This window comes from Gordonia sp. NPDC003585, from assembly GCF_040610755.1.
Lineage (GTDB): Bacteria > Actinomycetota > Actinomycetes > Mycobacteriales > Mycobacteriaceae > Gordonia.
Window position 1 is genome coordinate 16,283 of record NZ_JBEXMX010000073.1, and the last position, 11,731, is coordinate 28,013.

An 11,731-nucleotide genomic window follows, 5' to 3' on the forward strand; every position below is an offset into this window, starting at 1 on the left:
GCCAGCGGTAGGCGTGACCCTCGTCGGACGCAGTGGCAGGATCAACTGCATGGCAGAAGCACGCGACCCCGACGACGACGTCGACCGCACGCCCACACAGGCCGAACTCGACGCGGAGGATCTCGCCGCGCTCGCGCGGTCGTCGAAGGACCGTGACCAGGCGAATCTGTACCCGACCCGGCAGTCGGATCCCGGCGTGGCCCCGCGGGCATTCCTCGTGCATGCGCGCGTCGCCTGGTGGGGTGCGGCGGCCTGCGGGGTGATCGCCGTGGTGTACGGGTTCCTCAACCTCGGCTTGATCACCGACCTGCTCCGGCAGCGACTCCTCGACGGCGTCGCGTCAGACCCGAACAATGCGGCACCCGAGGAGCGGGTGGATTCCCTGGCGGGATTCTTCCCACCGTTCATGCTGCTGATGATCCTGGTGCTGCTCGCCATCGAATACCCGCTCCTGGTTGCCGCCGCGAACCATCACAGCCGCAACTGCCGCAACTTCTTCCTCGCCGCGGTGATCGTCAACATGCTGTGCATTCCCATCGGTTCCGACCTGCTGTTCCGGTACGACGAGATCTCCTCGACGATGGTTGTCGTGTCGTGGCTGCAGTTCGCACTGTTGGGGCTGGCCGGGGTGATCTCGCTGCGGCGCGTCGTGGATCGATGGCTGCCCGAGTCGAGCCGGATGCGACCGTCGCGGATGCTGCGAGGGCAGTAGGGCACCGAGCGCCCGTCGGGAAGCGCTCCACCCCGATGGCTGAGGTGCGAGCCTGCGAGCCTCGAAGCCCCCTGGCGAGATGACCTTGTTGTCTCGCCAGTGGTCTCGACACGGTGCCTCGCTGCGCTCGGTACCGGCTCGACCAGCGGGGTCGGCCCTACAGCGCCAGCAACTCCTTGGTGACCTCCGCTTCGTCGACGCGGGTGCTGCGGCCGTCGGCGACCACGATCTCGCCGCCGACCATGACGGTGTCGACGATGGATCGTGAGCCGGTGGTCAGTAGGGACGCACCAGGGTCGCGGACGGGCAGCGTTGCATAGTCGCGGTCGAAGCGGATCACGGTGAGGTCCGCCGGAGCACCGACCTGCACGCCGCCGGACACAGCGGGCAAACCGAGCACCGCGTTGGCCCCGCCGCACGCGATGTCGAGCATCTCGTCGAACCCGAGTAGATCCGCCCGTTTGTGGACGGCCCGCTGCAGGTAGGCGGCGACCCGGAAGGTTTCGAGCATGTCCTGGGTGTCGTTCGACGCCGCGCCGTCAACGCCCAGCCCGACCCGTAGTCCGTTCTGGATCATGTCCGGGATCGGCGCGACCCCGCTGCCCAAACGCATGTTGGACAGTGGGTTGTGTGAGATCGCGACGCCCCGATCGGCGAGGATGCGTTGACCCACGTCGTCGAGTTCGACGCAGTGCACCGCGAGGACGCGGTCCCACAGAAAGCCGCTGCGGTCGAGATACTCGACGGCGCCGGTTCCGGCGTGCTCCAGACACATCCGGTCGTCGGTCGGGGTCTCGAGCAGATGGATCGAGACCGGTAGCTCTCGCGCATCGGCGAACTCGCGGAGCGTGACCATGCCCCTCTCGGTCAGCGACCGCGGATTCGGCACTGCGAGAGCAACTCTGATGCGAGTCCCGTCGACCCGATCGCGCAGCAGATCGACGTGGTCGAGCACCTCATCGAGCGGCTGCATGAGCCGCGGCTCGAAGCCCCATTTGCGGGAGGCGTCCGGCCGGTCGGCGACACCCCGACCGAGCACCGCACGAATTCCGGTGTCGTGAAACGCTTGAATGACGGCGGCATGCACGTCGTCGGACGGGTGCGGCCACATGTGCTCGACGACGGTCGTCGTGCCCGACCGAAGCGCCTCCAGGCATGCCGCCGTCGCGGCGAGGTAGGCGCGCTCGGGCGTGATCGCCACCGATTCCTCGCCCACCGCGAGAAGCCACTCCAGCAACGGCGTGCATTCGGCGATACCGCGCATCAGCGACTGCTGCAGATGGGTGTGTGTGTTCACGAAACCCGGTATGACATGGCCATTTCCGCGCTCGCTCGGCTCTGCGGTGCCAACGATGCCGACCACCGAGCCATCCTGGATTCGAATGTCCTGATGGGGCAACCACCGTCCACCGGTGTAGACGGCGACATCGATGAGGTCGGCCATCTCACTTCCCGAAGTTCGCGGCGATGCGCTGCGCGATGTAGTCGCCGCCGGTGATCTGCGGGTACTTGCCGGCAGCCGACTCGATCACTGCGTCGGTGTTGGCCTGTGCGAAATAGGCGATCGTGTAGCGGGGGCCGGTGTACTCGCCGCGACGGGGCGCGCGCACGCGATGGAAGTTCGACGGCAGCCGATCGTCGGACCAGCGCATCAGCATGTCGCCGATGTTGCAGGTGATCGCCTCGTCGGACGGCTCGACGGGGGTCCACGCCTCCGATGCGGCCTCGGCGCCCGGCAGCACCTGAAGGCCGCCCTGGCCGGTGCGCTGGAACAGCAGGGTCAACGCGTCGAAGTCGGTGTGGGCGCCGGCTCGCCAGACATTCGGCTCGTCGATGAGGGCGTCAGGGAAGGCGTAGTAGTGCAGCAGGCGCAGCGTGCTCTGGTAGGTGTCGACACTGGGATCGTGTGCGCGAGTGAAGAAGTCGCGGTCGAATCCGAGCTTCTCGGCGAAGCAGCCGAGGATGTCCATGGCCAGGCGCCAGCACCGGCGCTCGAAGTCGAGCAGCGTGGCCCGGAAACCGGCGAGTTCGTCGTCGGTCGGCCACAGTCCGTCCATGCGGGGAAGGGTGAGTTGGTAGGACTCCTTCTGATCCGGTGTGCCGACCGACGGTCGGACCTGGCTGGAGTACTCCCACCCGGCATTCTGCCCCTTCTTGAGGGGGAGCTGTTCCTTGACCTCGCGCGGCAGTTCGAAGAACTTCGCCGACATGGCGAACGCATGGTTGACCGCGTCCATGTCGATCCCGTGGTCAATGACCTGGAAGAAGCCGATATCGGTTGCCGCGGCCCAGAGTTCGTCGGCGATCTGGTCGCGTCGTGTCTCGAAGTCGGCGAGGCTGATGCGCCGGATCTCGCGGTCGGTGGTCTCGGTGCCGAGGCCGCCCATCGATGCCTCGCGATTGAGCTCGGTCATCTCAAAGCGGTCGTTCGGGGTGGTCGTGATGTCTGACATGGGTTATCTCTCGCTGGAATGAGTCCGCATGCGCTTTTCGACGCGACACGTGAGAGAAGAGTGTCGCGGACGCGAACAGCGGAACTCTTCTCCGCTGCTACACGAGGCCTCGTGCCGACGAGATTACACCGCCGGTCGAGAAGGGCGCGAGTCGAACGGGGGCAAGGTTAGCCAACACTCATTTTCTGGATGTAATCCACTTTCTGGATTCATTCCATTTATTGCTGTACGGTGGCAACCATGAGTGAGCAGATGACACCGGCGCGGCAGCTTCGAGCTGCCGGTCTGCGCGTCACTGCGCCCCGGCTCTCCGCACTGGAAATCATTGCGGAGCATCCACATTCGACGGCAGACTTCGTTGCCTCGGCCGTCCGCGAGAAGCTCGGTGGCGTTTCGACGCAAACCGTCTACGACGTCTTGCGGGTCTGTGCCGAGCGGGGTCTGCTTCGCAAGATCGAGCCGGCGCAGTCGCCGGTGCGCTACGAAACGCGGACCGGCGACAACCACCACCACCTGGTGTGCCGGTCGTGCGGAACGATCGTCGACGTGGACTGCGTGATCGGAACTGCGCCATGTCTGTCACCCGACGACGATCATGGCTTCCTCGTCGACGAAGCCGAGGTCACGTTCTGGGGACTGTGCAAATCCTGCCGTTCGTGAGGCACAACAAGAGACTTGTCAGCGTCGTCCAGCCCAGTGGCGCCGCGGCAGAAGAAACGTAAGACACCAATGAGAGGGAGATGGCGATGACTCCTCGCACCACCACCAATGCCGGGATTCCCGTGGCGAGCGACAACGAATCGCTCACCGCCGGCACCCAGGGACCGATCCTGCTGCACGACCACTACCTGATCGAGAAGCTCGCGCAGTTCAACCGTGAACGCGTCCCGGAACGGGTTGTGCACGCGAAGGGCGGCGGCGCATTCGGCGAACTCGTCATCACCGGTGACGTGTCGCGCTACACCAAGGCGTCGTTCTTGCAACCGGGCAAGCGCACCGAGTCGCTGGTCCGGTTCTCCACCGTTGCGGGCGAGCAGGGCAGCCCGGATACCTGGCGTGACCCAAGGGGTTTCGCGATGAAGTTCTACACCGAGGATGGCAACTACGACCTCGTCGGCAACAACACGCCGATCTTCTTCATCAAGGATCCGATCAAGTTCCCCGACTTCATCCGCTCACAGAAGCGACTGCCCGGTTCCGGACTGCGCGACCACAACATGCAGTGGGATTTCTGGACGCTGCGCCCCGAGTCGGCACACCAGGTCACCTGGCTGATGGGAGACCGCGGTATCCCGAAGTCCTGGCGGCACATGGACGGATTCGGTTCGCACACTTACCAGTGGGTCAACGCCGAGGGCGAGCGATTCTGGGTCAAGTATCACTTCAAGACCGACCAGGGCATCGAGTACCTCACCCAGGAGGAAGCCGATAAACTCGCCGGCAGCGACCCCGACCTGCACCGCAAGGATCTCTACGACGCCATCGAGGGCGGCGAGTTCCCGAGTTGGACGATGAAGGTCCAGATCATGCCCGTCGGCGAGGCCGAGAGCTACCGCTTCAACCCGTTCGATCTCACCAAAGTCTGGTCGCAGCAAGACTATCCGCTGATCGAGGTCGGTAAGTGGACGCTCAATCGCAATCCGCAGAACTTCTTCTCCGAGATCGAATTGGCGACGTTCGAACCGTCGAACCTGGTGCCCGGCATCGGGTTCTCCCCCGACAAGATGCTGCTCGGCCGGGTGTTCTCCTACGCCGACGCGCACCGCTACCGGGTAGGCACCAATTACGCTCAGCTGCCGGTGAATTCGGCGAAGAATGCAGAGGTCAACACGTACTCCAAGGAGGGTGCGATGGCCTACGACTTCTCCGGACCACAGGTGCCGGTGTACGCGCCCAACTCCTACGGCGGGCCGCACGCCGACGCCGAGGCTGCCGGTGACGAGGGACTGTGGAACTTCGACGGCGAGGCCATCCGCGCCGGCTACGTCGAACATCCGGAGGACAGCGACTGGGCGCAGGCGGGCACCATGGTTCGCGAGGTGCTCGACGATGCCGCTCGGGAACGGTTGGTGTCCAACATCGTCGGACACGTCCTCGACGGCGTCGAAGAGCCCGTGTTGTCGCGAGTATTCGAGTACTGGCGCAACGTCGACGAGGATCTCGGCAAGAAGGTGGAAGAAGGCGTCCGTAACGGGTGATCGAGGACATTTGATGTCCGATCACGGAATCGACCCGACGGTCCGGCCGTTGGACTTCAATGAGGCACGTCAGTGTTTGCGCCCGACCGGGCCACTTCATCGAGGAGGAACTTCATGACAGTAGAAGCGATCTACCACGTCTCGTCCACGTCGGCAGGCGGGGGGCGTGACGGCGAAGTCGTCTCGGACTCCGGGCGCATCGACCTCGATTTGCGCCCGCCGAAGGAACTCGGCGGCAGTGGTGAGGGCAGCAACCCCGAGGAACTCTTCTCGGCCGGATACGCCGCCTGCTTCATGGGTGCGCTGCGCGCGACGTCGAAGCAGGCCGGCTCGCCCGTACCCGACGAGTCCACGGTCAAGGTCACCATTGGCCTCGGCAAGGACTCGGCCGACGGCGGGTTCGGGCTCACCGCAGCCATCGAGGTCTACATCCCCGGCGTCGAGGAAGCGAAGGCACAGGAGCTCGCCGACGGCGCGCACGCCTTCTGCCCGTACTCGAAGGCCACCCGCGGCAACATCGAGCAGACGGTCACCGTCCGCGTATGAGTCGTTGCCGCACATACGAACTCAAGAGAAAGGAGTGGTATCACACATGACCACTGCAACACCCATCACCAGCACCCTGACCGATGAACAGAAGACGGTCACCGGTAACGCTCTGCAAGAGACGCTGGTCGACCTGATCGATCTGAGCCTCATCGCCAAGCAGGCCCACTGGAACGTGGTCGGCCCGCAGTTCCGTTCGGTTCACCTCGAATTGGACGAACTGGTCACCGTCGCCCGCGAGTTCACCGACGCCGCGGCCGAGCGTGCCACCGCCATCGGGGTGAGCCCCGACGGCCGGGCCGAGACCGTCGCGAAGACAGCTCACACCACGGGCTTCGGCGAAGGCTGGACAAAGGACTCCGACGTGGTGACCGCAGTCGTGTCCAACCTCAAGGCGGTCATCGCGGGTCTCCGCGAGCGCATCGCCACCACCGAGGACACCGACCCGGTCACCCAGGACCTGCTGATCGGCTTCGCATCGAGGCTCGAGCAGCTCCACTGGATGTGGCAGGCGCAGGCGGTCTGACCGACAGCCCCGGTCACCGGAGCGCCTGACCAGATGACGAACCCCGCCGGAATCCGGCGGGGTTCGTCGCGTTCTGGTTCTCGTCCGCTCAGAGCGGCTGACCTTCCGATGGCTGAGGTGCGAACTCGCGTGATCAGCTCTTCGACTCGGACTCGGGCTCGGAGGTGTCGTTGTCGTCGGAGTCGGTGTCGCCGGGTTCCGGTTCCGGCTCGGACTCGACCGCCGGCTTCGCGACGGGAGGAGTCTCGACCGGCTCGTCGTCGGCGTAGGAGTCCCGGAACGACACGCGCGGAGTCGTCGCGGTGTGGAACAGTGCGATCCCGACAAACGCGAGAGTTGCGACGCCGAAGACGAGCACCAGGCCGATCGCCGCGATGTAGAGCGCCGTGGCGACGGCGCCGTCGAGCGGGCCGATGGTGAGTGCGGCGGCCCCGGCCAGGACGGTGCCCAGCAGCGCCCACGCTGCGCTGCGCACCCATGGCCCCACCACCGAGGTGTAGAAGAGTCGCTGATAGATCGTCTGCTCGAACTCGTCGACCGCGGCGAGCCGCACCTCATCGTCGGCCGCCAGCGCGCGCAACTCACGCGCCAGTGCGGCGCTGCGCGTCAACGACGCATTTTCACGTTCTCGGTAGCGGACAAAGGCGACCACTGCGATCGCTGCCGCGAGGAGTCCCAACCCCACACCCCACACAGTCATGCCCGCAACGCTACCGGCCTCCCGTCGTGGTCGGTGAAGCAGGTCACACACATACGTGCGTGGTGCGAGGTGCGCCGACGCCGCCGCTGGTAGGTTTGCCCCCGACAGCGGCTCGCCAGGTGCCGCACACGAAGGTCGGGCACGAGGGGTGAACTAGGGGTCTGATGACACGCGCGCGAATGGCCACGGTTGTCGTTCTCGGGCTCGTCGTCGCTCTGTTGGCCGCCGCGTCGGCGTCGATGGTGCGGACCGGACCCGCGGTTCGGCTGACCGGGCTGGCATCAGGGGTGTCGGTTCTCGACGGCGACGCACCGCCGGCCGTCTTGCTCAGTCGCGCACTGTTCGGTTCGTCGCCGAGCGCCGTGGTCGTGGGTTCCGACGCCGACGAGAGCGACTGGCAGCGGGCAGGCGATGCGGCGATCGGCGCACACGTTCCGATCTTCGGCATCACCCCGGAGAGCGGCGACGCCGTCGCGTCCGAGCTGGGACGCCTGGGTGTCGGGTCGATCCACACCGTCGGTACTGTCCCCGAAACCATCAGCGCGGTGGCACCCAACCGCGATCTCGACTCGCTGAGCGGCAACAACCCTGCTGCCGGGCCCGCTCCGCTCGTGTTCGTCACGAGGCCGGTGGCGCGCGACGCCGTCCTGACGGCACGCGCGGGACACGGTCAGGTCGTCGAACTGCCTGCCGCCGATCCGCGGTCGAGCGGGGCGGCGGTCGCTGCAGTGAAGGCCGCAGGGTCGGCACCCATCCTGGCTGTGGGGCGCGGTTTCGGCGATGACGACGTCTTCGGGCAGCGCGTCGCCGCGGCGCGCACCGTGCCCGAACTGCCCGGCGGCGGTCAGATCATCTTCCCGTCCCGCCGCATGGTCGCGCTGTACGGATCGCCCGATGCGCCGGCACTCGGACCGCTGGGTCGGCAGAACATTCCCGCGTCGATCGCTCGCGCCAAACGTCTCGCCGCCGATTACCAGCGGGTGAGTCGCGTGCCGGTGATCCCGGCGTTCGAGATCATCGTGACTGTCGCGTCGGCCGCTCCCGGCGACGGTGGCGCCTACACCAACATGATCGACCCCGCGGTGATCCGGCCCTGGGTCGACGCCGCACGCGCCGCCGGTGTGTACGTGACGCTGGATCTGCAGCCGGGTCGGATGGATTTCCTGACCCAGGCGAAGCGGTATGCGGGTCTGCTGCGGCAGCCTCATGTGGGCCTCGCCCTCGATCCCGAATGGCGGTTGAAGCCGAACCAGGTGCACCTCACCCAGATCGGCTCCGTCGCGGCGGCCGAGGTGAATCGGACGTCGGCGTGGCTGGCCTCGCTGGTCCGGGACAACAACCTGCCGCAGAAGCTGTTGGTGCTGCACCAATTCGATTCCGACATGCTCGCCAACCGTCGGCAGATTGCCACCAACCATCCGGAACTGCAGGTGCTGATCCATGCGGACGGGCATGGAGTTCCGCCCGTCAAGATGGACACGTGGCGTCGACTGATCACCGATCTCCCTGCGGGAGTGTGGATGGGCTGGAAGAATTTCTACACAGAGGACAAACCCACGTTCACGCCTGCGCAGACCATGGCGGTTCGCCCGGCACCGTGGTTCGTCTCCTACCAGTGATCGCCAGTCGGCCGCCCGGGCCGTGTTGAGGAGACATCGTGACGACAACCGCAGCAGTCGATCTGTCCGCCTGCCCGACGCCGCAGGAGCGGCCCGATTCGTTGGAGATCCTGGCGGCACAGGCAACCTCCCGGGTTCAGGAACTGATCCCCGTCCGCCATGCCCGGATGGCTGCGACACCGTTCACGTTCTATCGTGGCGCGGCGGCGGTGATGGCGTCGGACCTGTCGCGCACACCGAGTTCGGGTGTGATGACGCAACTCTGCGGCGACGCCCACCTCAGCAACCTGGGTCTGTTCTACACACCTGAGCGTCGAATGACCTTCGACCTCAACGACTTCGACGAGACCTTCACCGGTCCCTTCGAATGGGACGTCAAGCGTCTGGCCGCCAGCTTTGTGGTCGCCGGGCGCAACAATGGCTTTGACGACAAGGCCAATCGCCGATTCGCTCGCTCGGTGGCCAAGGCCTATCGCAAGTCGATCGAACACTCCGTCAAGAAGTCGACGCTCGACTGCTGGTATGCGCGAATGGATGTCGAGGAAATCCAGGCGGTGATCGGCAACCGCCTCGACACCTCCATCAACGAGCGCACCCAGAAGGCCCTGAAGAAGGCGAAGCACCGCAACAGCGAGCAGGCGGTCGCCAAGCTGTGCGTCATCGACGCCGAGGGCAAGGCGCACATTCGCAGTGAGCCACCGCTGCTGGTGCCGGTCCACGAACTGTTCCCGGACAACCTCGCCGACTTCGTCTCCGATGCCATCAAGGTTCGGTTCAACAACTATCGAGATGCCCTGCCGGGTCATGTCCGCGCATTGTTCGACCAGTTCACCATGGTGGATGCGGCGCGCAAGGTGGTCGGTGTCGGCAGCGTGGGCACTCGGGCGTGGATCGCGCTGATGATCGGCCAGAACCTCGAGGACCCGTTGTTCCTGCAGATGAAGGAGGCGCAGCGGTCCGTTCTCGCCGATTACGTTCCGGCCTCCGGCTTCGACAACGAAGGTCAGCGCGTGGTGGAAGGTCAGCGGCTCCTGCAGGCGTCGAGCGACATCTTCCTCGGGTGGAGCAGCGGCGCCGACGAGAACGGTGAGCGACGCGACTTCTATCTCCGGCAACTGCGTGACGGCAAGGGATCGGTGGTCGTCGAGGCGCTCGAACCCGAGGCGATGAAACTCTATGCACAGCTGTGCGGCCGCACCCTTGCGCAAGCCCACGCGCGTACCGCGAGCCGTCCCGAGATCGCGAAGTATCTGGCCGGCGATCCCAATTTCGGCGACGCGATCGCCGACTTCTCGGTCGCCTACGCCGACCTCAACGACGGCGATCATGCTGCGATGCTGCGGGGAATCGAGGCGGGAACGATCGAGGTGCGCGACCTCGAAGCGGTACCCGCGCCGACGCTCAGTCGTTGACGCGATGCGACGATCACACCGACGTGCAACAGGGATCGAGGGTCGAGATGAGCGATGACGTGCTGGCCGAACGTGTTCGGGATCTGATGGGCAGGGCCAAGGAGGATCTGGCCGCGATGGTCGGATTCCAGTCGGTGTACAACGTCGAGCAGGCGCCGCCCGAGGAATGCCAGAAGATGGTCGACTGGCTCGAGGAGACCTTCGTCGAGGCCGGATTTGCCGACGTGGCCGCCCACGAAACAGCGGACGGCAGCAAGGCCGTCACCGGTCATCTCGACGGACCGGACGACGCCCCGACCGTGCTGCTGTACTTCCATCACGACGTCCAGCCGCCACTCGGGGCCGACGAGTGGGACTCCCCGGTGTGGGACCTGACCGAGCGCAACGGTCGGTGGTATGGGCGTGGTGCCGCGGATTGCAAGGGCAACATCGCGGTTCACCTGACCGCCCTGCGGGCGTTGGGCAACGACGTCCCGGTGAACATCAAGATCATCGGCGAAGGTTCGGAGGAACAGGGGACGGGCGGTATCGAGGATTTTGTCCCGAAGAATCCGGAGCTGTTGCGCGCGGACACGATCCTCGTGGTCGATTCCGGAAACTTCGCGGTCGGCAAACCCAGTCTCACCACGACGCTCCGTGGCATCGCGAACGTGACCGTCACCGTCGAAACACTCGGTTCGGCAATGCATTCCGGTGTCTTCGGGGGTGCTGCACCGGATGCGCTGGCGGCGTTGATCGCGATGCTTGCCACGCTGCGTGACGCGGATGGCAATACGACGGTCAACGGACTGGACAACACGCAGGTGTGGGATGGTGTTCAGTACCCGGGCGATCAGTTCCGCTCCGATGCAACGGTTCTCGACGGCGTGAGTCTGGTCGGCTCGGGCACCGTGTCGGAAATGATCTGGGCCCGACCGGCATTGACCGTGCTGGGTATCGACTGCCCGTCGGTGGCGGGGTCGTCGGCCGCCGTGCAGGGCCGAGCGCGGGCCAGGCTCAACCTTCGGGTGCCACCGGGGATGGACGCGCAGGTGGCGCAGGATGCGCTGGTCGATCATCTGACCTCGGTGACGCCATGGAACGCTCGTCTGTCGATCGAACGCGACGCCATCGGATCACCCTTCGTGGGTTCGACGGGCGGCGTCGGCTTCGACACCCTCGTCGACTCCATGCGCACCGCGTACGGCACCGATGTCTTGGTGCAGGGGCAGGGCGGAGCCATCCCGTTGTGCAACGTCCTCCAACAGACCTACCCCGACGCGGAGATCATGCTGATGGGGGTGGAAGAACCGCAGTGCCTCATCCACGCGCCCAACGAGAGTGTCGATCCGTCCGAGATCGAGCACATGGCGTTGGTCGAGGCGCTGTTCCTCCGGGACTACGCGAAGCGGTTCAGAGACCGCTGAAGCGCTGCAGCAGCGCATCTTTCAGCTGTGGTCGGCTTGCGGCCACCAGAATGAAAGCTGTCTCGCGGAAGATCCGCTCGGCGTCGCTGCCCCCGATCAGCGCCTTACCGCCCTCGGCGGCGACGAGCGCGGCCGCCGCGTCGAGCGCGAGTTGCGCGG

11 protein-coding genes and 1 pseudogene are annotated in these 11,731 nt (G+C 65.7%); 8 read left to right on the forward strand and 4 right to left on the reverse strand.

Annotated features, from left to right (window positions below):
- Positions 1 to 49: 49 nt before the first annotated feature.
- Complete coding sequence (locus tag ABZW74_RS18455; RefSeq protein ID WP_355278242.1) at positions 50 to 712, forward strand: hypothetical protein; 663 nt, start codon at positions 50 to 52, stop codon at positions 710 to 712.
- A gap of 157 nt (positions 713 to 869) precedes the next feature.
- On the opposite strand, the gene ABZW74_RS18460 is transcribed toward ABZW74_RS18455, so the two are convergent.
- The gene (locus ABZW74_RS18460; protein WP_355278245.1) at positions 870 to 2,156 is read right to left on the reverse strand and encodes an amidohydrolase family protein; all 1,287 of its coding nucleotides are present in this window, start codon (positions 2,154 to 2,156) and stop codon (positions 870 to 872) included.
- Between the two features lies 1 nt (position 2,157).
- Positions 2,158 to 3,165: a 2OG-Fe(II) oxygenase family protein gene (locus tag ABZW74_RS18465; RefSeq protein WP_355278248.1), complete on the reverse strand. Its 1,008-nt coding sequence runs from the start codon at positions 3,163 to 3,165 to the stop codon at positions 2,158 to 2,160.
- 240 nt (positions 3,166 to 3,405) lie between these two features.
- On the opposite strand from ABZW74_RS18465, the gene ABZW74_RS18470 reads away from it, so the two are divergent.
- The 4 genes from ABZW74_RS18470 (at position 3,406) to ABZW74_RS18485 (ending at position 6,435) form a co-directional block, all read left to right on the forward strand.
- The gene (locus ABZW74_RS18470) at positions 3,406 to 3,825 is read left to right on the forward strand and encodes a Fur family transcriptional regulator (protein WP_355278250.1); all 420 of its coding nucleotides are present in this window, start codon (positions 3,406 to 3,408) and stop codon (positions 3,823 to 3,825) included.
- Between the two features lie 86 nt (positions 3,826 to 3,911).
- Positions 3,912 to 5,363 carry a catalase gene (locus ABZW74_RS18475; RefSeq protein WP_355278253.1) on the forward strand — a complete coding sequence of 484 codons (1,452 nt, stop codon included), beginning with the start codon at positions 3,912 to 3,914 and terminating at the stop codon, positions 5,361 to 5,363.
- 114 nt (positions 5,364 to 5,477) lie between these two features.
- Complete coding sequence (locus ABZW74_RS18480) at positions 5,478 to 5,909, forward strand: organic hydroperoxide resistance protein (RefSeq protein ID WP_240856229.1); 432 nt, start codon at positions 5,478 to 5,480, stop codon at positions 5,907 to 5,909.
- A gap of 46 nt (positions 5,910 to 5,955) precedes the next feature.
- Entirely contained in the window at positions 5,956 to 6,435 is a 480-nt protein-coding gene (locus tag ABZW74_RS18485) for a DNA starvation/stationary phase protection protein (RefSeq protein ID WP_240856228.1), read from the forward strand.
- A 133-nt stretch (positions 6,436 to 6,568) separates the two neighbouring features.
- Here ABZW74_RS18485 and ABZW74_RS18490 read toward each other — a convergent pair whose 3' ends face one another.
- Positions 6,569 to 7,135, reverse strand: coding sequence for a hypothetical protein (locus ABZW74_RS18490; RefSeq protein WP_355278257.1), 567 nt, complete (start codon positions 7,133 to 7,135; stop codon positions 6,569 to 6,571).
- Between the two features lie 179 nt (positions 7,136 to 7,314).
- Between ABZW74_RS18490 and ABZW74_RS18495 the strand changes: the two genes are divergently transcribed.
- From ABZW74_RS18495 to ABZW74_RS18505, 3 genes are read left to right on the forward strand one after another with little or no spacing between them, the layout of a single operon-like run.
- Positions 7,315 to 8,754, forward strand: coding sequence for a hypothetical protein (locus tag ABZW74_RS18495; RefSeq protein WP_355278259.1), 1,440 nt, complete (start codon positions 7,315 to 7,317; stop codon positions 8,752 to 8,754).
- 35 nt (positions 8,755 to 8,789) lie between these two features.
- Complete coding sequence (locus tag ABZW74_RS18500) at positions 8,790 to 10,166, forward strand: DUF2252 domain-containing protein (RefSeq protein WP_240856320.1); 1,377 nt, start codon at positions 8,790 to 8,792, stop codon at positions 10,164 to 10,166.
- Between the two features lie 47 nt (positions 10,167 to 10,213).
- The gene (locus ABZW74_RS18505) at positions 10,214 to 11,572 is read left to right on the forward strand and encodes a dipeptidase (protein WP_355278261.1); all 1,359 of its coding nucleotides are present in this window, start codon (positions 10,214 to 10,216) and stop codon (positions 11,570 to 11,572) included.
- On the opposite strand, the pseudogene ABZW74_RS18510 reads toward ABZW74_RS18505, so the two are convergent.
- A pseudogene (locus ABZW74_RS18510) lies at positions 11,559 to 11,731 on the reverse strand (acyl-CoA dehydrogenase); the annotation flags it as partial. The gene ABZW74_RS18505 and the pseudogene ABZW74_RS18510 overlap by 14 nt on opposite strands.

Bases quoted from the DNA above. Each gene is read 5' to 3' on its own strand.
- ABZW74_RS18455 (WP_355278242.1), top strand. From the start codon at position 50: ATGGCAGAAGCACGCGACCCCGACGACGACGTCGACCGCACGCCCACA.
- ABZW74_RS18505 (WP_355278261.1), top strand. From the start codon at position 10,214: ATGAGCGATGACGTGCTGGCCGAACGTGTTCGGGATCTGATGGGCAGG.
- ABZW74_RS18490 (WP_355278257.1), bottom strand. From the start codon at position 7,135: ATGACTGTGTGGGGTGTGGGGTTGGGACTCCTCGCGGCAGCGATCGCA.
- ABZW74_RS18465 (WP_355278248.1), bottom strand. From the start codon at position 3,165: ATGTCAGACATCACGACCACCCCGAACGACCGCTTTGAGATGACCGAG.
- ABZW74_RS18475 (WP_355278253.1), top strand. From the start codon at position 3,912: ATGACTCCTCGCACCACCACCAATGCCGGGATTCCCGTGGCGAGCGAC.
- ABZW74_RS18485 (WP_240856228.1), top strand. From the start codon at position 5,956: ATGACCACTGCAACACCCATCACCAGCACCCTGACCGATGAACAGAAG.
- ABZW74_RS18470 (WP_355278250.1), top strand. From the start codon at position 3,406: ATGAGTGAGCAGATGACACCGGCGCGGCAGCTTCGAGCTGCCGGTCTG.
- ABZW74_RS18480 (WP_240856229.1), top strand. From the start codon at position 5,478: ATGACAGTAGAAGCGATCTACCACGTCTCGTCCACGTCGGCAGGCGGG.
- ABZW74_RS18495 (WP_355278259.1), top strand. From the start codon at position 7,315: ATGGCCACGGTTGTCGTTCTCGGGCTCGTCGTCGCTCTGTTGGCCGCC.
- ABZW74_RS18460 (WP_355278245.1), bottom strand. From the start codon at position 2,156: ATGGCCGACCTCATCGATGTCGCCGTCTACACCGGTGGACGGTGGTTG.